General features: G+C 55.5%; 27 protein-coding genes. 20 read left to right on the forward strand and 7 right to left on the reverse strand.

Annotated elements, in window-relative coordinates:
• Positions 1-58 precede the first annotated feature (58 nt).
• Together ACFIO0_RS21355 and ACFIO0_RS21360 are read left to right on the forward strand one after the other, a co-directional pair.
• On the forward strand, positions 59-1,237 hold the full coding sequence (locus ACFIO0_RS21355; RefSeq protein WP_390915447.1) for a cytochrome P450: 1,179 nt from the start codon (positions 59-61) through the stop codon (positions 1,235-1,237).
• The gene (locus ACFIO0_RS21360; protein ID WP_390915448.1) at positions 1,216-1,644 is read left to right on the forward strand and encodes a hypothetical protein; all 429 of its coding nucleotides are present in this window, start codon (positions 1,216-1,218) and stop codon (positions 1,642-1,644) included. Before ACFIO0_RS21355 ends, ACFIO0_RS21360 begins: the two co-directional genes overlap by 22 nt.
• Before the next feature lie 86 nt (positions 1,645-1,730).
• Here ACFIO0_RS21360 and ACFIO0_RS21365 read toward each other — a convergent pair whose 3' ends face one another.
• Complete coding sequence (locus ACFIO0_RS21365; RefSeq protein WP_390915449.1) at positions 1,731-2,378, reverse strand: FCD domain-containing protein; 648 nt, start codon at positions 2,376-2,378, stop codon at positions 1,731-1,733.
• Positions 2,379-2,520: 142 nt separating this feature from the next.
• On the opposite strand from ACFIO0_RS21365, the gene dctP reads away from it, so the two are divergent.
• The 5 genes from dctP to ACFIO0_RS21390 all read left to right on the forward strand — a co-directional run bounded on the left by dctP (position 2,521) and on the right by ACFIO0_RS21390 (position 8,202).
• Positions 2,521-3,507: a TRAP transporter substrate-binding protein DctP gene (dctP, locus tag ACFIO0_RS21370; protein ID WP_390915450.1), complete on the forward strand. Its 987-nt coding sequence runs from the start codon at positions 2,521-2,523 to the stop codon at positions 3,505-3,507.
• Between the two features lie 67 nt (positions 3,508-3,574).
• A complete protein-coding gene (locus ACFIO0_RS21375; RefSeq protein ID WP_390915451.1) occupies positions 3,575-4,123 on the forward strand; it encodes a TRAP transporter small permease subunit in 549 nt (182 codons plus the stop codon).
• A complete protein-coding gene (locus ACFIO0_RS21380; RefSeq protein WP_390915452.1) occupies positions 4,123-5,439 on the forward strand; it encodes a TRAP transporter large permease subunit in 1,317 nt (438 codons plus the stop codon). The genes ACFIO0_RS21375 and ACFIO0_RS21380 overlap by 1 nt, the downstream gene beginning before the upstream one ends.
• Positions 5,436-6,674 (forward strand): malonyl-CoA decarboxylase domain-containing protein, encoded by a 1,239-nt coding sequence (locus ACFIO0_RS21385; RefSeq protein WP_390915453.1) that lies wholly within the window; start codon positions 5,436-5,438, stop codon positions 6,672-6,674. The genes ACFIO0_RS21380 and ACFIO0_RS21385 overlap by 4 nt, the downstream gene beginning before the upstream one ends.
• A 13-nt stretch (positions 6,675-6,687) precedes the next feature.
• On the forward strand, positions 6,688-8,202 hold the full coding sequence (locus tag ACFIO0_RS21390; RefSeq protein WP_390915454.1) for an AMP-binding protein: 1,515 nt from the start codon (positions 6,688-6,690) through the stop codon (positions 8,200-8,202).
• 8 nt (positions 8,203-8,210) lie between these two features.
• Here ACFIO0_RS21390 and ACFIO0_RS21395 read toward each other — a convergent pair whose 3' ends face one another.
• Genes ACFIO0_RS21395 through ACFIO0_RS21410 form a run of 4 tightly spaced genes read right to left on the reverse strand, consistent with a single transcriptional unit; the run spans position 8,211 to position 10,655 of the window.
• Positions 8,211-8,705, reverse strand: coding sequence for a DUF6505 family protein (locus tag ACFIO0_RS21395; RefSeq protein WP_390915455.1), 495 nt, complete (start codon positions 8,703-8,705; stop codon positions 8,211-8,213).
• Position 8,706: 1 nt separating this feature from the next.
• Positions 8,707-9,411: a DUF4444 domain-containing protein gene (locus ACFIO0_RS21400; RefSeq protein WP_390915456.1), complete on the reverse strand. Its 705-nt coding sequence runs from the start codon at positions 9,409-9,411 to the stop codon at positions 8,707-8,709.
• Positions 9,408-10,463, reverse strand: a complete 1,056-nt coding sequence (locus tag ACFIO0_RS21405; protein WP_390915457.1) for a P-loop NTPase — start codon at positions 10,461-10,463, stop codon at positions 9,408-9,410. The genes ACFIO0_RS21400 and ACFIO0_RS21405 overlap by 4 nt, the downstream gene beginning before the upstream one ends.
• Positions 10,464-10,655 (reverse strand): DUF6494 family protein, encoded by a 192-nt coding sequence (locus tag ACFIO0_RS21410; protein ID WP_390915458.1) that lies wholly within the window; start codon positions 10,653-10,655, stop codon positions 10,464-10,466.
• Between the two features lie 95 nt (positions 10,656-10,750).
• On the opposite strand from ACFIO0_RS21410, the gene ACFIO0_RS21415 reads away from it, so the two are divergent.
• The gene (locus ACFIO0_RS21415) at positions 10,751-11,476 is read left to right on the forward strand and encodes a hypothetical protein (RefSeq protein WP_390915459.1); all 726 of its coding nucleotides are present in this window, start codon (positions 10,751-10,753) and stop codon (positions 11,474-11,476) included.
• On the opposite strand, the gene ACFIO0_RS21420 is transcribed toward ACFIO0_RS21415, so the two are convergent.
• Complete coding sequence (locus ACFIO0_RS21420; protein WP_390915460.1) at positions 11,470-13,416, reverse strand: 4Fe-4S binding protein; 1,947 nt, start codon at positions 13,414-13,416, stop codon at positions 11,470-11,472. The genes ACFIO0_RS21415 and ACFIO0_RS21420 overlap by 7 nt on opposite strands.
• Positions 13,417-13,775: 359 nt before the next feature.
• Here ACFIO0_RS21420 and ACFIO0_RS21425 point away from each other — a divergent pair, with 359 nt between their 5' ends.
• The 11 genes from ACFIO0_RS21425 (at position 13,776) to ACFIO0_RS21475 (ending at position 23,099) form a co-directional block, all read left to right on the forward strand.
• On the forward strand, positions 13,776-14,306 hold the full coding sequence (locus tag ACFIO0_RS21425; RefSeq protein ID WP_390915461.1) for a DUF3305 domain-containing protein: 531 nt from the start codon (positions 13,776-13,778) through the stop codon (positions 14,304-14,306).
• On the forward strand, positions 14,303-14,902 hold the full coding sequence (locus ACFIO0_RS21430; protein WP_390915462.1) for a DUF3306 domain-containing protein: 600 nt from the start codon (positions 14,303-14,305) through the stop codon (positions 14,900-14,902). Before ACFIO0_RS21425 ends, ACFIO0_RS21430 begins: the two co-directional genes overlap by 4 nt.
• The gene (locus ACFIO0_RS21435; protein ID WP_390915463.1) at positions 14,899-15,504 is read left to right on the forward strand and encodes a molecular chaperone TorD family protein; all 606 of its coding nucleotides are present in this window, start codon (positions 14,899-14,901) and stop codon (positions 15,502-15,504) included. Before ACFIO0_RS21430 ends, ACFIO0_RS21435 begins: the two co-directional genes overlap by 4 nt.
• Positions 15,505-15,559: 55 nt before the next feature.
• Positions 15,560-15,751: a twin-arginine translocation signal domain-containing protein gene (locus ACFIO0_RS21440; protein ID WP_390915464.1), complete on the forward strand. Its 192-nt coding sequence runs from the start codon at positions 15,560-15,562 to the stop codon at positions 15,749-15,751.
• 115 nt (positions 15,752-15,866) lie between these two features.
• Positions 15,867-18,746 (forward strand): molybdopterin-dependent oxidoreductase, encoded by a 2,880-nt coding sequence (locus ACFIO0_RS21445; RefSeq protein WP_390915465.1) that lies wholly within the window; start codon positions 15,867-15,869, stop codon positions 18,744-18,746.
• Between the two features lie 12 nt (positions 18,747-18,758).
• A complete protein-coding gene (gene fdh3B / locus ACFIO0_RS21450; RefSeq protein WP_390915466.1) occupies positions 18,759-19,352 on the forward strand; it encodes a formate dehydrogenase FDH3 subunit beta in 594 nt (197 codons plus the stop codon).
• 81 nt (positions 19,353-19,433) lie between these two features.
• Complete coding sequence (locus ACFIO0_RS21455) at positions 19,434-20,630, forward strand: formate dehydrogenase subunit gamma (protein WP_390915467.1); 1,197 nt, start codon at positions 19,434-19,436, stop codon at positions 20,628-20,630.
• Between the two features lie 102 nt (positions 20,631-20,732).
• Positions 20,733-20,861 (forward strand): hypothetical protein, encoded by a 129-nt coding sequence (locus tag ACFIO0_RS21460; protein ID WP_390915468.1) that lies wholly within the window; start codon positions 20,733-20,735, stop codon positions 20,859-20,861.
• Positions 20,862-20,890: 29 nt separating this feature from the next.
• Positions 20,891-21,595, forward strand: coding sequence for an ABC transporter permease (locus ACFIO0_RS21465; protein ID WP_390915469.1), 705 nt, complete (start codon positions 20,891-20,893; stop codon positions 21,593-21,595).
• Between the two features lie 8 nt (positions 21,596-21,603).
• Positions 21,604-22,305, forward strand: a complete 702-nt coding sequence (locus tag ACFIO0_RS21470) for an ATP-binding cassette domain-containing protein (RefSeq protein WP_390915530.1) — start codon at positions 21,604-21,606, stop codon at positions 22,303-22,305.
• Positions 22,302-23,099 carry a substrate-binding domain-containing protein gene (locus ACFIO0_RS21475; RefSeq protein WP_390915470.1) on the forward strand — a complete coding sequence of 266 codons (798 nt, stop codon included), beginning with the start codon at positions 22,302-22,304 and terminating at the stop codon, positions 23,097-23,099. The genes ACFIO0_RS21470 and ACFIO0_RS21475 overlap by 4 nt, the downstream gene beginning before the upstream one ends.
• A 78-nt stretch (positions 23,100-23,177) precedes the next feature.
• Here ACFIO0_RS21475 and ACFIO0_RS21480 read toward each other — a convergent pair whose 3' ends face one another.
• On the reverse strand, positions 23,178-24,116 hold the full coding sequence (locus tag ACFIO0_RS21480; protein ID WP_390915471.1) for a hypothetical protein: 939 nt from the start codon (positions 24,114-24,116) through the stop codon (positions 23,178-23,180).
• 416 nt (positions 24,117-24,532) lie between these two features.
• Here ACFIO0_RS21480 and ACFIO0_RS21485 point away from each other — a divergent pair, with 416 nt between their 5' ends.
• Positions 24,533-25,354: a glycosyltransferase gene (locus ACFIO0_RS21485; protein WP_390915472.1), complete on the forward strand. Its 822-nt coding sequence runs from the start codon at positions 24,533-24,535 to the stop codon at positions 25,352-25,354.
• Positions 25,355-25,390: the final 36 nt, after the last annotated feature.

Below are 25,390 nucleotides of genomic sequence, written 5' to 3' on the forward strand. Positions count from 1 at the left end.
GTTGGGTCACCTGTACTCCAGTAGGCTGATTGGCAGGCGTTCTGAAAGGAAAACATCAATGCCAATTGCCCCGGTCGACACAACGATTTCGTTTTCCGACCTCGTGCAGGACCCGTACCCAATCTATCGCAAATTGCGTGCCAATGCGCCTGTTTTGAAGGTGGACGCAATTGGACGGATAATGCTGACCAAAGCGGCCGATACGAAGCACGTCAAAGACAATCCTGATGTGTTCAGTTCGAATGATGCGAACACGTCGATGCGTCGCGCCTTTCAGGCACATACGCTGATGCGAAAGGACGGGGCAGAGCATATGCGCGAACGTATGGCGATGGCCCCGGCTTACAGCGCCAAGAATATTGCCGGCCACTGGATGCCGATCTACAGCAAGATCGCGGATGATTTGGTGACAGCGCTGCCGGGCGGCGAAACCGTCGATCTGTTCACAGCACTGGCGGGGCCGTTTGCTGCGCGTTGCTTGGCGCAGCTGCTTGGTTTGCCCGTCGCGACCGACGGCGAAATGCAACGCTGGTCGCAGGTCTTGATCGATGGCGCAGGAAATTTTGGCTGGGACCCTGCCTTGTTTGTCGATTGCGATCGTGCCAACGCCGAGATGAACCATAGCTTGGATGCCGCGATTGCACGCGTACAGGCGGATCCTGATCCCAGCGCGCTGAGTGCAATGGTGAATGCGGATGAACCAATCGACTTGTCGCAAATCCGGTCGAACATCAAGATCGCCATTGGGGGCGGTTTGAACGAGCCGCGAGATGCGCTTTTGACGATCCTTTATGGGCTGCTGAACGCCCCTGACCAATTGCAATCCATCAAGCAAGGAGCGCTGTGGGGGGATGCCTTTGACGAAGGTGTACGTTGGGGCGCGCCTATTCAGGTCAGTTCGCGATTGGTGACCCAAGACACCGAAATCCGCGGAATTTCGATCCCGAAGGGAGAGACGGTGATGACCATCCACGCCTCTGCCAATTATGACGAAGAGATCTGGACAGACCCGCATTTGTACAACGTGGAACGCGACAAACGCCCTCATCAAGCCTTTGGAAACGGGCCTCATTTTTGTCAGGGCAAGCATATCGCCCGTAGAATGTTGGCCGACATTCTACTGCCAAAACTGTTTGAGCGGTTTCCGAATATCAGCCTGTCTGGATACACTCAAACAAGGGTGTGGCGACATTGGATGACGTGGCGGGCCAGAAATTGCGCGGTCCTACCCGTGTGACGGCGCAACTGTTGTCCAAGCTTGGCGCGACGCCCGTGGGCATGCCGGTTCCTGCGGTGCCCGAAGCGGTTTCAAAGGGTGCCATCGATGGCGCGATTATTCCTTGGGAAGTGACCCTATCGTTAAAAATGAGCGAATTGACATCGCACCGCTCGGGGTTCGTCTCAAAGCCGGGCTTGTACACAGCGACCTTTGTGATGACGATGAACAACGACAGCTATGCGGCTTTGCCGGATGATCTAAAGGCTGTGATTGATGCCAACTCCGGCCCGGAAGTATCTGCGCTGTTTGGGGCCGCCGTGGGCGATGCGGTGACCGCTGATTGGATTGCGGAAATGGATGCAAAAGGTCTCGATGGTGCAGCTTTGGTTCAGAGCGCCAAAGATTTTATCGCAGCAAACGAATGAGTTGAACATTGAGTGAGCGGGCGGCAAGGATTTACCGCCCACTTTTGTTTAGACATTGCGGATGTAGGCGTTGTTCTACCGGTGCGTTAGCTCTTTAAACTGGCCATGAGACGGTGGAATTTTTCACCCTGAACGGTCACATGGCTCCGTAGCGCGCGCGCGACTTGCTCGGCGTCTGCGGCCTGTAATGCTGATACGATCTCTAGGTGTTCGGCCATCGACTGCGCCAGTCGTCCACGAAACCGCAGTTGCATTTTGCGGTAGGGCCTTAGTCTGTTTTGCAGCTGTAGCGCCTGTTTTTCCAGATAGCTGTTGGCAGAGCCACGATAGATGATTTGGTGAAATTTTTCATTTTCTGAATAGTAGCGCCCGTAGTCGAGATCGTTCAGCGCTTGTTGGCAATTTTCGTTGGCTTGCGCCAAATCCTGCAATCCGTCTTCAGTCATACGCAAGGCAGCAAGGCGCCCGCAGGCGGCTTCTAGTTCTGCCATTGTTTCGAACATTTCCATCAGTTCGACCGGCCCGGGTTGACGCACAAAGACGCCGCGCCTTGGGATTTGTTCGGCCAACCCAGAGGCGACCAGCACTTGGAATGCTTCGCGAATTGGGGTGCGTGATACGCTGAACTGTTCCGCGAGCTTAAGTTCGTCCAGCCGTTCGCCATCGCTGTATTCGCCAGAGAACACAAGCTGTTCTAGCGTTTCTGCAATCTTATCGGCGCGTCTGAGTTCCATAGGAAATGTTTACCGTTTCAAGTCGGAAAAATGCAAGCTTACAATTGTTGTATACAATAAATTTGACTTGGAATACTCGATATGGAACCCTGAAAGCGCAGATTTGGAGCGTTTGATTCCGGTCGCACCTAGGGAGAACGTTATGAAATCAAAATTTTTAACCACCGTCGCAGCGCTGGCGAGCCTGACATTTGGCACGGTCGCGCATTCCGAAACCTTGCGCCTGTCGCACCAGTGGTCGAACAAAGATGTGCGCCACAAGGTTGCCGAAATGGTCGCACAAGATGTTGCCGCAGCGGGCGTTGACCTTGAGATCCAGATCTTTGGCTCAAAATCCTTGTTCAAACCGCGCGAGCAATACCGCCCACTCAGCCGTGGCCAGCTGGACATGACCGTTCTGCCGCTCAGCTATGCGGGTGGACAACAGCCAGCCTATAACCTGACGTTGATGCCGGGCATGGTCAAAAACCACGATCACGCCGCACGTCTAAGTGCCTCGCCATTCATGGCCGCCCTCGAGGAAAAAATGGCAGACGATGATGTCATGGTTCTGGTTCACGGCTACCTTGCCGGTGGATTTGTGGGCAAAGACAAATGCATCACCGCGCCTGATGATGTCAAAGGTTTGCAAACCCGTGCGGCGGGCAAAGCGTTTGAACAGATGTTGGCGGGGGCAGGGGCCTCAATCGCGTCAATGGCATCGTCCGAAATCTATAACGCGATGCAAACTGGCGTCCTGAACGCTGCAAACACATCGTCGTCGTCTTTCGTCTCTTACCGGATTTACGAACAAGTCAGCTGCTACACACCTGCCGGCGATGTCGCGTTGTGGTTCATGTATCAGCCGCTGTTGATGAATAAATCCAAGTTTGACGGGCTTAGTGCAGACCAGCAAAAAGCACTGATGGATGCGTCGGCCAAGGCCCAAACGTTCTATCTGGAAGAGGCCAAAAAGCAGGACGCAGCGTCCGAACAAGTGTTCCGCGATGCAGGCGTCGAAATTGCGCAAATGTCGCAAGCCGACTTTGATGCGTGGCGCGCTTTGGCACAGGAAACATCCTACAAATCCTTTGTGGCCGATGTGCCTGATGGTCAAGCATTGCTCGATATGGCTTTGGCCGTCGAGTAACCTAAATCCGGAGGGCCGCACGCGTGGTCCTCCATTTCTAAAACCTCCAAACTCCAAGGAAACTGTTATGGCGGGCCAAAGCTCAGCCGTCGCATCGCAGACGGGTCACAACCCATTCCTGCGGCTTGTGGCTGCTCTATCGACTGTTGCAGGGTGGTGTTCTGCCGCGATGATTGTGGCTGCGGTTGCGATAACCTGCCAGATGATTTTCATCCGGTTTGTGTTGAACGGATCGACGATCTGGCAAACCGAAGCGGTGATCTATCTGGCCATCGGCGCGACCCTGATTGGCTTGCCCTACGTGCAGCGGTTGCGTGGGCATGTGAACGTAGATTTGATCCCGTTGATGCTGGGCAAAAGGGCGCGCTACATCATGTGTTTGTGCACGCTGTCCCTGTCAATCGCTATGGTCGCGATCATGCTTTGGTACGGCTACGAGTTCTGGCATTTAACCTACGAACGTAACTGGAAATCCGACACTGTTTGGGGCGTGCGCCTGTGGATCCCATACGCGGCGATGCCGATCGGGTTCGGGCTGTTTTTGCTGCAGCTGATCGCAGACCTCGTCGCCGTCATTTTGAAAATCGATAAGCCCTTTGGGTTGGAGGACGCGTAATGGATCCGCTTACTTTAGGGGCTTTTGTCGCCGTTTGCACAATTCTGGTTCTGTTTTCGGGCGTGTCCGTCGCGCTGGGATTGCTGATCGTTTCAACAGGGTTTTTGATGCTGTTTGACGGGATGCGATCCCTTGAATTGTTGCCCGAAATTCTCTTTGGCAAGCTTGATAATTTCGCACTTTTGTCGATCCCGATGTTCATCATCATGGGCTCGTCCATTGCCTCGACGCGGGCAGGGGCCGACCTTTACGAAGCACTGGAACGTTGGCTCACACGTGTGCCGGGCGGCCTCGTGATTTCTAACCTCGGGGCCTGCGCCTTGTTCGCGGCGATGTCTGGATCTAGCCCTGCAACCTGCGCGGCCATCGGTAAAATGGGCATCCCCGAGATGCGTAAACGCGGCTATCCCGACGGGGTCGCAGCAGGGTCAATTGCGGCAGGTGGCACCTTGGGGATTTTGATCCCGCCATCCGTCACCATGATCGTTTATGGCATTGCTACCGAGACGTCGATTGGGCGTCTGTTCCTGGCCGGTGTCATCCCGGGCTTGTTGTTGGTGACACTGTTTATGGCGTGGTCACTGTATTCTACGTGGAAATCCGGCAACCGCGAATTACTCGCGACGGGCAGTTACACGTGGAAGGAAAAGTTCGAAATCCTGCCGCGGGTTGTGCCGTTTTTGCTGATCATCGTAGGGGTGCTCTATGCCATGTATGGCGGGGTTGCGACACCGTCTGAAACCGCCGCCGTTGGCGCGCTTTTGTGTCTGATCATCGCGATGGTGATCTACAAGCTTTGGAACCCAAAAGACCTTTGGGTCGTGCTGTGCGACAGCACCAAAGAGAGCGTGATGATCCTGTTTATCATCGCCGCAGCAGGCGTGTTTTCCTACATGCTCTCCAGCCTCTACATCACCCAATCCATTGCCAATTGGATCGGTACGTTAGATGTGAACCCGTGGGTTCTGATGATTGCCGTCAACATTTTCCTGTTGATCGCGGGCTTCTTTTTGCCGCCCGTTGCGGTGATCCTGATGGCGGCACCAATCTTGTTGCCGATCATCACCACCGCCGGATTTGATCCGATCTGGTTTGCTGTCGTTTTGACGATCAATATGGAAATCGGGCTGATTTCGCCCCCCGTTGGTCTGAACCTGTATGTCATCAACGGCATTGCGCCCGACATTTCGCTGAAGACGATCCTGACGGGGTCGTTGCCGTTTGTGGGCTGCATGGTTTTGGCCATCGTCTTGTTGTGCTTCTTTCCGGGGCTCGCCACGTGGCTGCCCGACGCCGTCATGGGGGCCGCAAGATGAGCTTTTTCGGAGGGTTGATTTCGACTGTTTTCGAGCGCCGATACCGAGGGGCGTTGTCTGATGACATGCTTGGTCGCAGCACGACACAATTGGCCAAAGACTTGCTTGGCAGTCGCGGTGAAATGTCCGGCAGCACGCTGGCCCGACTGATCCTTGATCGCTACGGCGCGATGACGGCAGATGAAAAACGCACGTTTTTCGAGTTCATGACCCACGGTCTTGAAATCAACGCCCAAGACGTCACCGACACGTTGCAAACCTATCGCGATGCGCCGTCAAAAAAGACCTACCGTGCTTTCGCGTCGGCCTGCGAACCTGACCGCCAAGAGCTGATCCGACGGCTGAACCAAGTTCCCGGTGCTACCGCAAGGCTGGTGAACATGCGCAAAGATTTGCTGCAATTTGTTCGCGAAACCCATGAACTAGAGCCGCTGGATGTTGATTTTCAACATCTGTTCTCGTCGTGGTTCAATCGCGGGTTTTTGGTGCTGCGCCCGATCAATTGGTCCAGCCCTGCCGATATCCTTGAAAAAATCATCGCCTACGAGGCCGTGCACGCCATCGACAGTTGGGATGATTTGCGCCGCAGACTGCAACCAAGCGACAGGCGTTGTTTCGGGTTCTTCCACCTTGCGATGGCTGGTGAGCCGCTGATTTTTGTCGAAGTTGCACTGACCAAAGGCATCCCCAATTCCATTCAGGATTTGCTGGCGGACGGGCGTGATGCCATCGAGGCGGAAGACGCGGACACGGCAGTGTTCTATTCGATTTCCAATTGTCAGGCCGGTTTGGCGGGTATTTCGTTTGGCAATTCCTTGATCAAACAAGTCGCCGCTGATCTGTCGCGCGATTTGCCGAACTTAAAGACCTTTGTGACGCTTTCGCCGATTCCGGGATTGAACGCATGGGCGCAGAACTCTGATGTGACACCTGCAATTGACGGGGACGAACGGGCATTGGTCGCGCATTATCTGCTCGCGGCTAAACGGGGTGACGGCATGCCTGTCGATCCGGTCGCACGGTTTCATTTAGGAAATGGCGCGATCATGCATGCGGTTCACGCAGGTGCAGATACGTCCCGAAACGGCATGGCCCAGTCCGACGGCGCGATGGTGAATTACCTTTATGATCTGTCGCAGATCACCACAAACCACGAACAGTTTGTCACCGACAAAACAGTCATCGCGTCACCGGACGTGCATGCACTTAGCGCGTCAATAACGCTTGGAACCTGAAGGGATCAGAGCCATGGCAAACCCGCTCTTTGATACGCTTTTTGGTCAACATTCTGGCAATAATGCTGTGTTTTTGCGTTTGGGTGACGGGCAGACACTGTCGTATGCCGCGTTCCTGCGCATGGCCGCGCAATATGCCGGTGTTCTGACGACGCTGGGCCTAACTGCGGGCGACCGCGTTGCTGTGCAAGTGTCGAAATCCCCGCAAGCGCTGGCTGTCTATGCGGCATGCGCGCAGGCGGGCATCGTGTTTTTACCGTTGAACACGGCCTATACGCCAGACGAGGTGTCTTACTTTGTGCAAAACAGCGGTGCGCGGGTTTTGTTGTGTGATCAGACGCGGTTAGACAGCTTGACGACGGTTGCAAAAAACTGTGGCGCGGCGTTGAAAACGATGAATGATGACGGGACCGGATCGTTTTGCGATCTTGCACGCACACATCCCGAAACCTTCGAAACCGCCTCGCGCACGCAGGATGACGTGGCGGCGTTTTTGTACACATCAGGCACCACGGGACGGTCCAAAGGAGCGATGCTAACGCAAGGCAATCTGTTGTCGAATGCGCAGGTTTTGGTCGATGAATGGCAGTTCACGTCCCAAGACGTTTTGCTGCACGCTTTGCCGGTTTTTCACACGCACGGGCTGTTTGTTGCGTCAAACATCACCTTGTTGGCCGGCGGGCAAATGATTTTCCTGCCGGGTTTTCAGCTGGATCAGATCATCGCGCAATTGCCGAATGCCACGACGATGATGGGCGTGCCGACATTTTATACGCGACTGCTTGGTGATGCGCGTTTCACCAAACCGTTGGTTGCGCACATGCGCTTGTTTGTTTCGGGCAGCGCGCCTTTGCTGGCTGAAACCCACGTCCGGTTTGAACAGCGCACAGGCTGCCGGATCCTTGAACGCTACGGGATGACCGAGACGAATATGAACACCTCCAACCCCTACGATGGCGAACGACGCGCAGGCACAGTCGGGTTTCCGCTGCCCGGAACCGAGGTCAAAATCACCGATAGCAACACTGGCGAAACCCTACCGCAAGGTGAGATCGGAGAGATCGAAGTACGTGGGCCAAATGTGTTCAAAGGCTATTGGCAAATGCCAGAAAAAACGGCTGAGGAACTGCGCGAGGACGGGTTTTTCATCACTGGAGATTTGGGCCAGTTTGATCAAGACGGCTACCTGCACATCGTCGGGCGCAACAAGGATCTGATCATTTCGGGGGGCTACAATATTTACCCCAAGGAGATCGAACTGCTTTTGGACGATGAAGACCACGTTTTAGAAAGCGCTGTGATCGGTGTGCCGCACCCCGATTTCGGAGAGACGGTCGTCGCGGTCATCGTGGCAGAGGCGGGCGCAGAGCCGGACATTGATGCGATCCAGTCCAACATCAGCAAGTCGTTGGCGCGATTCAAACATCCGAAAAGGGTAATTATCGTGCCGGAATTGCCGCGCAACACGATGGGGAAAGTGCAGAAAAAGTCACTGCGCGATCAGTTCGCCACTTTGTTTACGCCGTGATCTAGACGTTAATGACTATGCGGTTCGTCATCCAGTGAGCCGTGGATCGCAAACTGATCCAACCCTGCATCGCGCGGTTCAATCATCCGAAAGCTTTCCTTGACGCCCGCATCCGTCAATTCACGGGCCACAGACAGCAGGGTGTTGGGGTCCTGATTGTCGCACAGCTCGACCATATGCAGAACCTCGTCCTCGGCCACTTGCAGTGCGTCGCCAACGGATGGTGCGCCGTACATTTGAACAAAATGTTCTGCGACAGCGACCTTAAGGGCTTCAAATTCTGCGGGCTCAATTTGGGTCACAGCGACAAAAGTCACCCGCCCAAAGGTTTCCACACCGAGCCACCCGTTGGAAAACGCTTGCCGCGCTTTGCCGGTCAGATCGCCCTCTGACCAATTCGAAAATTCGAACCCGCCAGAAATGCACCATTCGCCGGTGCGTGCGGGCGAGTGAAAAACGTTCATGTCGCTTTCGTCAAAATGGATCGCGCGTGCCAGCATCATGTCAGGTGCCCTCCAGCAAATAGGTCAGGGGTATCAGATGGGTGGTTTCAGATGAACGGATCAACATGCCAAAGTTTTCGTCAACGCCCAAAAATGTGCCCGATGTGCCGTTCATTTCAATGTCTTCACCAATGCCATGCGCAAGCCCGCGCCAATCTTTGTGCAGGGCGGCGGGGCCATCTTCTATCCATGTGTTGATGCCGACCAACGTGTGTTTGACCCAGGATTCGAGCAGATCAACCGCGTTCACATCGGCGCAGCCTTCGGCATAAAGAGCAGTCTGATCCGGGGTATCGCCCGGTGCGTCTGTTTCGGGCCACAACGGCAATTCCAAGCCGACGATTAACCATTCCGGTTCAGCCGCGGGTTCTGCGTCCGCGGCCGCAACCCGCAGTTTGGCGCACGTGGCACCGTTTACGCGCACGCCGCCCGCCCAATCCAAGTGCACGGCGACTTCTGGCGGGGCCAATGCGCCGAGTGCGTTTTGAAACCCAACACCGCACACAGGCAACATTGCCATTGCTTGGCCAAGCGGCACATCAGGTGCGAACACCAAGGCGGCGCGCAGCGTATTTGCGCCCAAGTTGTAAACCACCAATCCTGCGTCGCATCCCCGCGCAGCCTCGGCGCAGGCTTTGTCAAACGGGTCTGTTTGACCTTGCACAGCCAGCCCGCTAAACAGGGGCGGAAAGCTGGGAATGTTCATGCTTTGCCGGCCTCGATCAATGCTTTGGCGACGGCCCGAAAGGCTTGGGCTTGGGAGGACTCGGGTTTGGACACCACAATCGGCGCGCCCCCGTCTGCGGCCATACGAATGTCCAGATGCAGTGGAATTTCTGCCAGCAGCGGCACGCCCAATTTTTCGGCCTCTGCTTTGACGCCGCCATGACCAAAGACGTGTTCCTCGTGACCGCAAGCAGAGCAGATGTGGGTGCTCATGTTTTCGATCATGCCAATGATTGGCGTGCCCATCTGGTTGAACATGTCGATGCCTTTGCGCGCATCCAGCAGGGCGACGTCTTGCGGGGTCGAAACGATCACTGCGCCGTCCAAGTCAGCCTTTTGCGCCAGCGTCATTTGCACATCGCCAGTGCCCGGTGGCAGATCAACGATCAGCACGTCCAGCGCGCCCCATTGCACCTGCGTCAGCATCTGTTGCAACGCGCCCATCAGCATGGGTCCACGCCAGACAACCGCTTGATCTTCGTTGGTCATGAGGCCGATCGACATCATCGTCACGCCAAAGTTGCGCAGCGGTAAAATCAGTTTCCCATCCGGGCTTTGGGGGCGGCCTGACACACCTAACATGCGCGGTTGCGAGGGGCCGTAAACGTCTGCGTCCAGCATGCCGACGCGCCGCCCCTCGGCCGCCAGTGCACAGGCGAGGTTGGCAGCAACGGTTGATTTGCCCACGCCGCCTTTGCCCGATGCGATGGCGATAATGCGATCCACGCCCGGTACTTTCTGCGGGCCTTCGGGTTCTGATTTGCGATTGGGTTTCAGGTCGGGTGGCGGTGCTTTTGTGCTGTGCGCAGTCATGATAATCGAGACCGAAGAGACACCGAGTGCCGCTAGTTTTTCTTCGGCGTCCGCCTTGGCGGCCATGAATGGTTCCGGCGCGTCGACCTCCATGACAAAGCGGACGGCAGCGTCGTCGACGTTCAATGCCCGGACCAAACCAGCCTCGACGATATCAACGCCAGAAGGCGCTTTGACAGTTTTCAGGCAGGCGAGAACTTCTTCGCGAGACAGCGCCATTTATACGCCTTCGATCTGGCCGGTCACGACATGTTCAAGATCAATGCCGTCGACTGTCAGTATCATCTTTGCCTCAAAGGTTTTCCCCGAAGTGCCGGCGGCGTTGCGCATCGCTTCTTCGATCGCTTGTTGCGACGTCACACCCACCTGTTTGAGAAATTTACGCATCGACATGTTGAAGTCTTCGCTCATGGTTTGGCCCTTTGGTGTTCGAGAAATGTTGACGCCTTAACCGTAACGCACCTAGGCTGATATGCAACCTGACGCATTGGATTGGAGCGGACGGAATGTTGGAAAAAATTGCTGTTTGTGTTGCGCTGCTTGCTGGCCCTGCGGTGGCACAAGACAAGGCGTTCACCCTGCACGCGCCCGCCACTTTGACGGACACAGGATTTATCAAACACCTGCTGCCACGGTTTTCGTTGAAGACGGGTATTCGCATCACAGCGACGGCGGGTGCGGGTGAGGCAGCGTTCGGGACCAGCGGCACGCCGGTGTTCAAACAGGGTGAAACCGTTTGGCATTTTACCAAAACCGACGTCCCCCACACAGATACCTTTGAGGCATGGTTGCTGTCCGATATCGGCAAACGCACCATCGAGGCGTTTGCCCCCGAAGGCGACGCGATGTTCAGTGCAGATGTCGCTTTGCCGGCCAAGGTTCAAATCGTCGCAATCACGGGGGATGCGCAACTGGGCGAGGCCACCAGTCTCAAGAAATGTGGGCGCTGTCACGTGGTGAATGCCAGCAACCGGATGAAGGCCATCGGCTCCACCCCGTCGTTCGCATTGATGCGCACGTTTCCCGATTGGCAACAGCGGTTCGAGGCATTCTTCGTGCTGAAACCGCACCCTGCCTTTACACAGGTCGCGGACATCACAGAGCCTTTTGCGGCGAACCTGCCGTCGCCCATTGCCCCCATCGAAGTCACGCTGGAACAGATCGATGCGATCATCGCTTTTGTTGCCACGATAGAGCCAGCCGATCTGGGCGCGCCTATTCAATCTCAGTGATCCTTGCGCTTTGACAAGTAGTCGTCAGATGTGCGCACGCGGGGTCGCGCGCCGCCCTCAAACGGATTGTTGGTCGAATGGTACTGCGCCTGAATACGGCAATTGTCGCACATCTGGATCATCTTGGCAGCACTTGAGCTGGCAAACATTGCGTGCTTGCCTGCCAGTTTTTCGGTGATCTTTTCGACGGTCGATTTGACGCCGAACAGCGTACCGCATTCGATGCAAGGAAACGGCTCTTCTTCGTGCATGACGCGCTGGGTAAAGGCCGCGTCGGTCAAATCCATTTGCGGCTTTAGCGTGATTGCGTTTTCAGGGCAGATGTTGGCACACAACCCGCATTGCAGGCACGCGTCCTCTTGGAATCGCAACTGCGGCAAGTCAGAGTTATCGCCCAACGCGCCCGACGGGCAAAGTGACACGCAAGACAGGCACAAAGTACAAGCGTTCGTATCCACTAGAACCGCGCCATAGGGCGCATTCTCGGGCAGTTCCAGAATGTCGGTGTCCGGTTGCAAAGCTTTCGCCGCGAGCCGCGTAACCTGACGTCGGGTTCCCATTGGCAAAATTGGGGCACAGGTCAAACAGGCGAGGGGGGGCTGATACAGAAGATCTGAAAACGCATCAGGATCAACAGGTTGCAACAGCCGCACCGCATCCGCGCCAGCGAGTGATTTTGCCAGAGTGGCTTGCCCTTCGATGACATCAAATTCGGCCCTTGGGGACACGAGGATATCCACATGTTCGAACCCGCACGACAACGCAGCCATCATTTCAGCATGCCCAAAACCGGACAACGCGTCGACTTCGATCGGGATCACATTGCTTGGCAAACCACGTCCGAACCGCGCGGCAAGAGCGATCATTTCTGTGCCGTATTTTTGGTCATGGACCAGCAAACGCGCGTTCTGGCCACCGGCTTTGCGATAGGTTGACGCTAGCGTTGTCAGGCGCCGAAACAACGTGTCCACGGGGTGTACATCATAGCTGATGGCACCGGACGGGCACACCGCGGAACATGAACCGCAGCCAGCGCAGACCATCGGATCAATTGCGACGTGTTCGCCAGCGGATGTGATCGCGCCTGTCGGGCAAACATTCAGACAGTTTGAACAGGCAGGTTGTTCTGCGCGGCTGTGGGCGCAGATGCTGGGTTCTAACCTGACGTACAGTGGTTTTTCAAAGGTGCCGGTCATCTGGGATGCAGCGAAAACCGCCTTGGCGACCGCCGATGGATGTGTGGGATCGGCGCGAAAATATCCCTCTCGTTTTTCGGGGGCGGGAAACATGGCCGTTCCGCCGCTGAGATCCAGAATGACATCACATTCCGACGCGGCACCTGCCAACTGGTCACCCAGTTCAAACGCGCCGCGACCACCGACAATGACCTGCTGTAGGGTTTCAAATTTCAACGTAAAGCCACCCAACGCACCGGCGGCGCTCCGCAGGGTTCCCACCACACAATCGAACCGGCGATCTGTAGGGATTTCAGCGCCGTCCGCCAACAAAACAGTCACTGCCAAAGTGTCACAAAGATCGCGCGCCGCATCGATTGCAACTGCGCCACCGATGATCATGCATGTACCCTCAGAGATCACGTCAATCGACCTACCGGCTTGCACGGACAAAGCGGCCTCAGCGGCAAGTGCTGCCATCTTGGGGGTGGTATCCCCTTCACCCCAACCGGCGCGATCGCGAAGATCTACAAAGCCGGGCGTGTCTGTTTCTAACTCTTCGGCAAGCTCTTCAAATCTTTGACGTTCTTGTTGGCAGGCGATGATTGTATCACCCTGAGAAATCTCTTTGGCGGCGCTGTCAATTTGGGTGCCGCAGAGGTTCGAATATAGCTTTGAACAGGTCAAGCCAGAGGCGTTGGCGACTTTGTTTGCATCGATGTTTTGGGTTCCGAGGCAGTCGCATAAAATGAGTGTATTGGCCACGTGAAAGCTCCCCTTAACGCAGGCCAGAACAGCGGCGCGTTGGGCAATGCTAGACGCGATTCGACCAATCCGTAAACCTCATTTCGTGAACTCTTGTTGGTGCGAGGAAATGCTGCGTTTGCGAATAAATCCCGTGCGGTCGCGATTGTTTATGAAAAAGCAGACGCAAAACCCTAACCTGCAACGGCTTCAGCAAAAATCGGGGCGCATTGTATTTTTCGCAAACCCCGTTGTGATGCATTTTTCACCCCAAAATTGAAAAAGTGCTTTGAGATTGCCCTAGGGTCAGCCAGACTTGTGGCACATCAAGGACAATAGCCGGAGTTACTTTGACGACGTGCAGCCAAAAATCCATTTCGATGCCTCTGGGAATTGTTGTTCGCAGAGCGCCCGGCGTGACGCGCTGGGTGACGCATGTCTGGAAGGCGGTTGCAGTCTTGCCCGGGGCGGGTGAGGCCGCTTGGAAAGAACTGCGCCGCGACGGTGAGGTTGTTGAATACCATGCCGCGACTTTGCCGCTTGAGCTATTTCGCACAGACACCGAGGCATATCTGCACGGGCTGTCTGCCAAAATCCCTTCAATCTATGTCGTGATGCGCGAGTCTGACAGCGATCAGCCGCTTGACGTCGTGTTGGTCACCGCCTCGCCTTACGAGGCGCAGGACTATGCGGACACCGGTGAAGAATTGGTCGAAAAGGTCGCGATGCCTGAGGGGCTGATCGCTTGGATCCGTGACTACATCGCGCTGCACCACGAAGACGAAGTGTTTATCAAACGCCGCCGTGACAAATCCAGGATCGATCTGAAAGAGGATGGAATTGGCGATGCCCGCATCCGCCAGACATCAGATGTGTACCGCGCCCCTTCTGCCAAGGAGGTTGTCCATTGAGCCGCGAGGTTGATTTTTGGGCCCGCCGCAAGGCAGGGGTACAGGCCGAGGAACAGGCCGCACTTGCTGCAGTGGAACAGCAAGAGTTGCGCGAGCAGCACGCGGTTCTTGAGGAACAGACTGACGCTGAAATCTTGGCAGACCTGGAATTGCCTGATCCCGACACCCTAAAGATGGGCGACGATTTCTCAGCCTTTATGGCCAAGGCCGTGCCGGATCGTATTCGCCGCCGCGCTTTGCGCACGTTGTGGCGCTCTAATCCCGTGCTCGCGAATGTCGATATGCTGGTCGATTACGGTGAGGATTTCACCGACGCTGCCATGGTCGTCGAAAATATGCAGACGGCCTATCAGGTCGGCAAGGGCATGTTGAAGCACGTTCAGGAAATGGCGCGTCAAGCTGAAGAGCGTGATAATCCGCCGGTTGAAGAAGAGATCGAGGACGAGGTTGCGGAGGAAGAGGTGCTGATCGCTGAGACCGAAACCGAAGATCCCCACGAGACGATCGCGTTTGTTGAGGAAGAAGACGACGAGGAACCGCTTGTCGCCCCAACCCTGCGCCGGATGAAATTTACGATCGAGGAGAGCGCTGCGTGACTGCCGCTGAAGCCATCAAAGTACCGAGCGAGGACCGTTTGCGCGCTGACCTCTATAACTTTTTGGGTCTGATCTTGTCCGGCCCGCCGGACCAGCTGTTGCTGGATCAATGCGCTGGCTTGTCTGGCGATGACAGCGACCTTGGCAAAGCTATTGGCAGTCTGGCCCGGGTCGCCAAGGTATCAAAACCCAAAGCTGTCGAAAGCGAATTCAACGCTTTGTTTGTCGGGTTAGGACGGGGTGAATTGCTGCCGTATGCCAGCTATTACCTAACGGGTTTTCTCAACGAAAAACCATTGGCGACCCTGCGCACCGACATGTCCACGCGCGGGATGAGCCGTTCACCAAACGTCTATGAACCCGAAGACAACATCGCGTCTTTGATGGAAATGATGGGCGGCATGATTGTTGGGCGTTTCGCCACTCCATCAACGGTCAGCGACCAAAAGACGTTTTTCAACCGCCACATTGCGCCTTGGGCCGGACATTTCTTTTCCGACTTGGAGGCTGCCAAAAACTCGGTCCTCTATGCCTCGGTGGGCAGTGTGGGTCGGGCATTTATCGAGATTGAGCGTGAAGCGTTCAGAATGACGGCGGCGTGACGCGTCGCACATCACTGGTGGGGATGCCTGCCATCAACAAGGAGGGAGACATCCCATGACCAAGAAAACCGAAGACGGCACCAGCCGGCGCGATTTCTTAAAAATTGCCGGCACTGCGGCGCCTGCAGCGGCTGTGGCACTGAGTGCTGGAACAACAGCGGCCGAGGCCAACCCGGCTGACCCGTCGTCTGGCAAAATGCAAGACACAGCGCACACCCGCGCCTACCTCGACAGCGCCCGTTTCTAGGACGCCGTTATTGACGACCCACAGACGACTGGTTGCGTGACGCCCGACTGTCTGAGGCCACAATATTAACCAAGCAAGCAAGGGGATTGCCCCACGCGAGCAAGGGAGGATTAAAATGCTTAGGAAAAAGACCAACGGGGTTGCGCGACGCTCCCAACGGACTGGTATCCTGTCTGACATCGCAGAGAAATCTGTAGATCGCCGCAGCTTTTTGCGCGGCAGTGGTTTGGCCATTGGTGGTCTTGCTGCAATTTCAGCAACGGGTGGCGCGGTCACCCAAGCCAACGCACAGTCAGCGGTGAATGGCGCGGTCGAGACAATCAAATCCGTCTGCACACACTGTTCTGTCGGCTGCACCGTTATTGCCGAGGTCAGTAATGGCGTCTGGACGGGGCAAGAACCCGGCTGGGACAGCCCGTTTAACCTGGGCGCGCATTGTGCCAAAGGCGCTGCGGTGCGTGAACACGCCCACGGTGAACGCCGTCTGAAATACCCGATGAAAAAAGAGGGTGGAGAATGGAAGCGCATCAGCTGGGAACAGGCGATCGACGAGATCGGCGACGGCATGATGAACATCCGCGAAGAAAGTGGGCCGGATTCGGTCTACTGGCTCGGCTCTGCCAAGCATAACAACGAGCAGGCCTACCTGTTCCGTAAATTCGCAGCCTACTGGGGCACGAACAACGTGGATCACCAAGCACGGATTTGCCACTCGACCACAGTTGCCGGTGTTGCAAACACCTGGGGCTACGGTGCGATGACCAACAGCTACAACGACATCCACAACTCCAAGGCGATCTTTATCATCGGTGGTAACCCTGCCGAGGCGCACCCTGTGTCCTTGCTTCACCTGTTGAAAGCCAAAGAGCAGAACAACGCGCCCGTGATCGTGTGCGACCCACGTTTCACCCGCACGGCCGCCCATGCTGATGAGTATGTGCGTTTCCGCCCGGGCACCGACGTGGCGCTGGTTTGGGGCATCCTGTGGCACATCTTTGAAAACGGTTGGGAGGACAAAGAATTCATTCGCACCCGTGTTTGGGGCATGGACCAAATTCAGGAAGAAGTTGCGAAATGGAACCCTGAAGAGGTCGAGCGCGTCACTGGCGCGCCGGGCGAACAGCTGCGCCGCGTTGCACGTACCATGGCCAACAACCGCCCGGGCACTGTGATTTGGTGCATGGGTGGCACGCAGCACACCAACGGCAACAACAACACGCGGGCCTATTGTGTGTTGCAACTGGCCCTTGGCAACATGGGCACATCGGGCGGTGGTACGAATATTTTCCGTGGCCACGACAACGTCCAAGGCGCAACTGACCTTGGCGTTTTGTCCCACACGCTGCCTGGATATTACGGGCTCAAGCCTGGTTCTTGGGCGCATTGGGGCCGTGTCTGGGAAGAAGACATGGATTGGCTGAAAGGTCAGTTCGCGACAGACGGCGACAAGAGCCTGATGAACCTTACCGGTATCCCCGTATCGCGCTGGATTGATGGTGTGCTCGAAGATCCTGACAACATGGACAACCCCAACAAGGTGCGCGCCATGGTGCTTTGGGGCCACGCGCCGAATTCGCAAACCCGTCAAAAGGAAATGAAAACCGCGATGGAGCAGCTGGATATGCTGGTTGTCGTCGATCCGTATCCGACGGTTTCTGCGGTTCTGCATGACCGGACCGATGGCGTCTATCTGCTGCCGGCCTGTACGCAGTTTGAAACGCGCGGCTCTGTAACGGCATCAAATCGTAGCTTCCAGTGGCGTGACAAAGTGGTTGATCCGCTGTTCGAGAGCCTGCCGGACGAGGTCATCATGGCCAAGTTTGCCAATAAATTCGGTTGGGCAGATCGTCTGTTCCGCAACATCGAAATGGATGATGAAGAGACGCCAAATGTTGAAAGCATCACGCGTGAGTTCAACAAAGGCATGTGGACAATCGGCTACACTGGCCAAAGCCCTGAGCGCATCAAAATGCACATGGCGAACCAACATACGTTTGATCGCACCACGCTGCAGGCCATCGGTGGCCCCGCAGATGGTGACTACTACGGTCTGCCATGGCCCAGCTGGGGCACTGCCGAGATGAATCACCCCGGCACGCCGAACCTGTATGACATGTCAAAACGTGTGTCAGAGGGTGGCCTGACATTCCGCGCCCGCTTTGGTGTGGAACGGGACGGCGACAATCTGTTGGCCGAAGGTGTTTACAGCAAGGATTCTGATATCCAAGACGGTTATCCGGAATTCACCATGCAAATGCTGATGGACCTTGGGTGGGACAGTGAACTGACGGCTGAAGAACTCGGCGTTATCGATGGTATCGCAGGGCCCAAAACCAACTGGAAAACCGATCTGTCCGGCGGCATTCAGCGGGTTGCGATTGCGCATGAATGTGCGCCATTCGGCAACGCCAAGGCGCGCGCGGTTGTCTGGACTTTCCCCGATCCGGTCCCTGTCCACCGCGAGCCGCTTTACACCAACCGTCGTGATTTGGTCGAAGACTACCCGACATACGAGGACCGCAAGTTCTATCGCTTGCCGACGATGTATGCCTCGATCCAGAAACAGGATTTCTCGAAAGACTATCCGATGATCCTGACATCTGGTCGTCTGGTCGAATACGAGGGGGGCGGTGACGAGAGCCGCTCAAACCCTTGGCTGGCGGAATTGCAGCAGGACATGTTTGTCGAAATCAACACGCGTGACGCCAACAACCTTGGCATTCGCGACGGCAAACAGGTTTGGGTCGAAGGGCCAGAAGGGGCCAAGGTCAAAGTGATGGCGATGGTCACCGAACGGGTCGGCGAGGGCGTCGCCTTTATGCCGTTCCACTTTGGTGGGCACCTTGAAGGCAAGGACCTGAGGGACAAATACCCCGACGGTGCGGACCCTTACGTTTTGGGCGAAAGTTCAAACACCGCGCAGACCTACGGCTACGATTCAGTCACGCAAATGCAAGAGACCAAAGCGACTCTTTGCAAGATTTCAGCAGCATAAGGAGGACATCACATGGCAAGAGCAAAGTTTCTCGTCGACGCCGAACGCTGCATTGAATGCAACGCCTGTGTCACAGCCTGTAAAAACGAACACGAGGTCCCGTGGGGCATCAACCGGCGCAAAGTCGTCACGATCAATGACGGCAAACCGGGCGAACGGTCGATTTCCGTGGCTTGCATGCACTGTTCGGATGCACCCTGTATGGCGGTCTGTCCGGTAGACTGTTTTTACCAGAACGAAGAGGGCGTGGTTCTCCATTCCAAAGACCTCTGCATCGGGTGTGGTTACTGTTTCTACGCCTGTCCGTTTGGCGCGCCGCAGTTCCCGCAAGCGGGCAACTTTGGGTCCCGTGGCAAGATGGACAAATGCACCTTCTGTGCTGGCGGCCCAGAGGAAAACCACTCTTCGGCCGAGTTCGCGAAATACGGGCGCAACCGGATTGCAGAAGGCAAATTGCCGATCTGCGCCGAGATGTGTTCAACCAAAGCGCTTTTGGCGGGTGACGGCGATATCGTCTCTGGCATCTACCGCGAACGCGTTGTGTCACGGGGCTTTGGCTCTGGCGCGTGGGGATGGGGTACGGCCTACAACCAAAAAGGCGGCTGATACCTTTTGCCCGACTAAGCAGACAAATCGGGCGATCCAACCGGGTCGCCCTTTTCACCTAACACTCGCTGAGGAAACGATATGCTGCGTGCCCTGATTGCTTTGATGTTAACACTGTCATTCTTATCAACCGCATCCGCCCAGGAAAAAGCGGTGCCAGATCGCAGTGCAACGGGCGGCGCGCAGACGCTTGAAGACATCATGGCGCGCCAGCGTGGTGATGATGTCGACAATAGTTTTCGCAGCGATGCGACCGGTAATCCCGACAGTGCCGCAGACACCTCAAATCAACTTGGCACGTTAGGCGGCGCGTCGGATCCAGAACTGTGGCGGGCGTTGCGATTTGGTTCTGCCGACATCACCGCATCCAACAACGGGCCGGCGGCCACGACGCTGGTACAAGATGGCGGCATGAAATGGTTGAAATTCCGCGAAGGTCCGCTTGCCAAATATGGCGGCGATCTGTTGATGGGCACGTTCATACTGCTGACAGCGTTCTATTTTATCCGTGGGCGCATCACGATTGACGGTGCCAAGACCGGACGCACGATTACGCGGTTCAAAGCGATTGAACGTTTTGGCCATTGGTTGCTGGCAGGCTCGTTCATTTTGCTGGGCATTACCGGGCTTATTTCCCTGTTCGGGCGCAAAGTCCTGATCCCCGCTTTTGGTCACGAGGCATTCGCCTTTTTGGCTGTAGGTTCCAAGTGGATTCACAACAACATTTCGTGGGCGTTTATGCTGGCCTTGGTGATGATTTTTGTGATGTGGGTCATTCACAATCTACCGCACAAAAGTGACATCAACTGGCTGCTCAAAGGTGGCGGGATCTTTTCCAAAGGGCATCCGCCAGCCAAGAAATTCAATGCCGGGCAAAAGCTGATTTTCTGGTCGGTCATCCTGCTTGGCACTTCCATTTCCGTGACCGGACTGGCGCTGCTTTTCCCGTTCGAGATCAACATGTTTGCTGCAACGTTTGCGAAACTGAATACGTTTGGCATCTCGGGTGCCCTCGGATTGGGGGAGCTGCGTGAAACCCTCGCGCCGCACGAAGAAATGCAATACGCCCAGCTTTGGCATGCCATCGTCAGCTTTGTGCTGATGGCGATTATTCTGGCGCATATTTACATTGGCACTGTCGGTATGGAAGGCGCGTATGACGCCATGGGATCGGGCGAAGTCGAAGAACAATGGGCGCGTGAACACCACTCGATCTGGGTGGACGAGGTCATGGCAGACACGCAGGCAGGATCGACAAAGACGACACCAGCGGAATAGATTTCGGGTGCTGACCACCACCAGAATCCATCTGGTCATCAGAGCCGATCAGTGATTTGATAAACGACCTACGCACCAAGGCAGTGCAATCGGAGAACTGAAATGAAAATCATGCTCTTAGCGTTTTTGGCCATCGCCGTCATTGCGGTTGGATCGAACCTTATTTTGGGCCAAGCTGGGTTTTCTTCGCAGGATCGCGCTGCCGGTCCTGCTGTTCGACTCGACGATTAATCAAACGTACTGGGCTAGGCAGCTTTGGAATGAACGAAATCTGGTCCGGCATTCAGGCGGCTTTCTGGCTGATCATCACGCTTGACGCGGATTTGGTCGAGATCACGTTGCGATCGCTTCAGGTCAGCCTGTCGGCGCTGGTAGTGGCCTGTGTTATCGCGCTGCCGTTTGGGACGTGGTTGGCGATCCGCAGGTTCCGGTATCGGCGCGCGGCGATTGCGACCCTGAACGCGTTGATGGGTTTGCCACCGGTCGTAGTCGGCCTGATCGTGTATCTTTTGCTGTCTCGCTCCGGGCCCTTTGGCGTTTTGGGTTTGTTGTTCACGCCATCGGCCATGATCATCGCGCAGATCATCATTATCACGCCGCTGATTGCGTCGATTACGCATCAGGCAATGCGCGAGCTTTGGGCGGAATATCACGACCTTCTGATTTCGCTGAATACGACCAAACGCCAACGGGTGATGACCCTGATTTGGGACGGACGGCGCACGTTGATGACAGCCGCGCTTGCAGGGTTCGGGCGTGCGATTGGCGAAGTTGGCGCGATCATGATCGTTGGGGGTAACATCGATCACGCAACGCGGGTGCTGACGACGGCCATCGCGCTTGAGACCGGAAAGGGCGACTTTGCGCTGGCTTTGGGGTTGGGGTTTGTGCTGATCGCTTTGGCATTGGTGGTCAACCTTGCGATCCATGCCTTGTCGCGCACCGAACGGGAGGGCACGTGGTGAACCAGCCAATGTCTGTCTGCCTGACAAATGTGGTTGTCAAACGCCGCCAAAAAGTCGTGCTTGGTCCCGTCAACCTTGATCTGGCAGCATCCGGTGTCACAATCGTGCTGGGTCCGAACGGGGCGGGCAAAACAACTCTGCTAAAGGTTTTGCACGGGGTTGAGCGGGTTTCAGAAGGGATCGTGCAATGGTCTGTTCCCGATGTGCAGGCGCGCCAATCCCAAGCCTACGTTTTTCAAAGCCCGATTATGTTGCGACGGTCTGTACGGCAAAATCTGGCGTATCCCTTAGAGCTGTTAGGGCAACCCAAATCTGAAATCGCGCGCCAAGTTGTCGATTGGGCGCATAGCATCGGGTTGCAAAACGCGCTGGATCTGCCTGCGCCGCGCCTGTCCGGAGGAGAGCGGCAAAAGCTGGCGTTGGGGCGTGCCCTGATCCGCAAACCCAAAGTGCTGTTTCTGGACGAACCTTGTGCCAATCTCGATGGCCGTTCCACCCGCGAAATCGAGACGCTTTTGCGTGACGCAACACAGACGGGCACCCGAATAATCATGACGACGCATGATCTGGGTCAAGCACGCCGGCTTGCAGGTGATGTATTGTTCTTGTTGAACGGGCGTGTCCACGAACAAGGTGGCGCGTCTGCGTTCTTTACTGACCCGAAAACGTCAGAAGCCAAGGCGTTTCTAGAAGGAGACATCGTCGAATGATCCGTTTTTTTGCCGCGGTTTTGATTGTTTTTGGCAGCCACGTGCAGGCTGACACGATGAAATTGGCGGTCACCACCAGTTTCCACAATTCGGGCCTGTCGGATGTTTTGCTACCTGCCATCAAAGAGGACACCGGGCTCGACGTCTCGTTGTTGGTTGTTGGTACGGGGCAGGCGATCCGGTTGGGCGAAGCGGGGGATGTGGATGCGATTTTGGTGCATTCCAAGGCCGCTGAAGACGCGTTTATTGCGGCTGGGTATGGCACGCACAGGCGTGAAATCATGTACAATGACTTTGTCTTGATCGGTCCCGCAGCCGACCCGGCACAGATCAAAGATACCGGGACCACGGCAGCCGCGTTGCAGCGCATTGCGACGACGCAATCTGCCTTTGTCAGCCGTGGTGATGACAGCGGTACCCACAAAAAAGAGCTATCAATGTGGTCGTCAGCGGCGCTTGATCCGACAGGGTTCGGTGCGTGGTACAAAGCGGTTGGTGCCGGAATGGGCGCGAGCTTGAACACCGCTTCGGGCCTGAACGCGTACATCATGGCGGATCGCGCAAGTTGGTTGAATTTTGCCAACAAAGGCGAACTTGAATTGCTGTTTTCCGGGGACCCGCTGTTGTTCAACCAATACGCATATCTTCCGGTCAATCCTGCCCGCCATGGCCACATCAAAGCGCAAGCCGCGATGACGCTAGAGACGTGGTTAACATCGCCGCGCGCACAGCAGTTGATCAACGGGTACCGGATCAATGACGAGGCATTGTTTGTGTTTAACGCTAAACAATAGCTTGCCGGGAAATGGAAAAGAGTGCGGTCAGTCGTTTCTTAGGCGATCGGTGCTTCGATACGGTTCGTCGGAATTGGTTCACGATGTCTCACTAAAGGTGGCGGCTAATTTCTGGGCTCGCTGCAAGGCGATGTTGCCTTTGCGAAGGGGTGGTATGCTGCCGAGAATTTGAAGGCCGATAAAGAACGGTAGAAACGTATCGATTTCATTTTCCGGCAGCACGCCACTTGCCAAGAACGCAGAAACATCTGGCTCGGCAATTCCGTAAATAAAATCGATGTCACCTGTGTGCTGTAGGGGGGTGTGGAGCTGCGTCCAAACAAGAAACTTGGCCACGTCTTGCACAATGGGCAATCGCGCTTTGCCTTGGATGTCCACGCCGTAGATCGTGCCGTCGTGATAGTGAGCATTGATGCTGGAATAATCACCGTGAATTGCCGCTTTGGTAATACTCATGCCGCGCAGCGGAGCGGCCAATTTTTGGACCTGTTGCAAGACTGGATCGAATATTTCGACTAAGCTATTGGGTTGATTTTCGCCAAACGCAGTGATCCGTTTCTTGATCCACCAATCGGGGCTAAATTTATGGGATATTTCGGAACGACCCGTTGTGTAGGTTTTTAACCAACGCCCGCTGAGGTCCATCAACGCCATCCTCTCTTGAAATTCCGCATGTTTGATGGCCTCGCTTAGCCGGGTGCCCGGCGCAAAAGTGAGCACGATCAGCCCCAATTCCGGGAAGGCCCTGAGGCACTCGTTTACCCTGAACGGCGGCGCATTCATAAACGCAGCCAGCGTGCCGAGCTCGGCTTTTGCGGCCAGGATGCGGCGCGCCGGTTCAGCATCCAAGAATTTCTTAATGACCACTTTTTGGCCGCCAAAAATGCAAATGGCGGTGGCTTGATCTGGGCCCGTTTTCAGCACCTCTTCGACATGAAAATCCGAGAACGCAGCGTGACCACTGACCAATTTATGCAGGTCAATTTCTACGCTTAATTTATCAAGGATGCTTGGCATCAGATCCACCTTTGGCGTCGTAAGTTACAGCACAAAGCGCCATTATTCGAAATTCAGAGCATGCGTTAGACCTGCCTGATTGCCCAGGCCAAGGTTGTGTTTATAGACCCGCCAATTCTTGGCCGTGTGTTTGTAGGCCGCGTTAAATTGGCAAAAGCAACCTTTGCATCGCTCGTCAAAATGCGGTCCAAAATCCGAAACGGAACACCTGCAACATTAAATCCCCTGCCTGCAATTTTGCCAAGACATTGATCTAACGAGGTAAAGCTCCCTTTCTCCACGAGAATGTCGATCCTGAGGCGGTGATTTAGCTTAAGTTCGTTTCCCATCCGTGTCATCCATACCAGAGATGTCGTTTGCCATATTTACGATAGACAAACGGTGGACTTAGAACCACTTCAATATTTGGTACTCTTATGCTTACTCAGTTCAAAGGGCTAATCCGGTTCTCGTATCCCGCTGAGGGTGGTTTTAAATTGAACCGGCAATCCGAAGGGAATGTTGCAGACGCGCTGTTTCATCCTGACCGGTTGCGTCGCCGGATGGAATTGTTTCGCCGCTTCACCCTGCCATCTTTGATCGCGCAGACGGATCAGGACTTCAAAGTCGCTATTCTCATCGGGGAAAAGATGCCGGCTGAGTTCCGCAAAGAGCTAGAAGACATGCTCGCGCCTCATGCGTTTGCCAAAGTCGTAGCACTGCCACCGATGGAACATTTCAAGGCAACACAAGCGGCCCTCGCTGCGATCCCGACGCTGCAAGACACGTCGCATATTGCCACATTTCGGTTAGATGACGACGACGCCATCCACATAGAAATGATCCAGCGCATTCGAAATCTCGCACAGGGCCTTTTGCAAATGCGCGAAGACGAGCGACCGTTTGTCATCGGGTTCATGCACGGCCATTTCATGTCGCTAGAGGGCGATTTAGCTGTTGTGTCGCGCGTGACAGAACGGACACCTTTGGGCGTCGGTTTGACGATGGTGGCCCCTGCCGCATCGCCCGTTAATATCTTCGTCCAGAACAATCATCGATCCATCGCTGAGAGATTTGACACCTACACAGATGCAAGTCGCCCGATGTTCATTCGAACTGTCCATGATCTGAACGACTCAGGGGCGGTGAATTCTGGCAAAATGTTCGCACTGGAGACCCCAGAGGATTGGGAGACGTTCCACCGATCGTTTGCGCTCGACCTTGATGGGGTGAATTTGCATACGCTTTTTGAATACTGACACAACCCAATCACTACATGTTCAACGCATTTGATT

It is taken from the genome of Pseudosulfitobacter sp. SM2401 (assembly GCF_042932805.1).
Lineage (GTDB): Bacteria > Pseudomonadota > Alphaproteobacteria > Rhodobacterales > Rhodobacteraceae > Ascidiaceihabitans.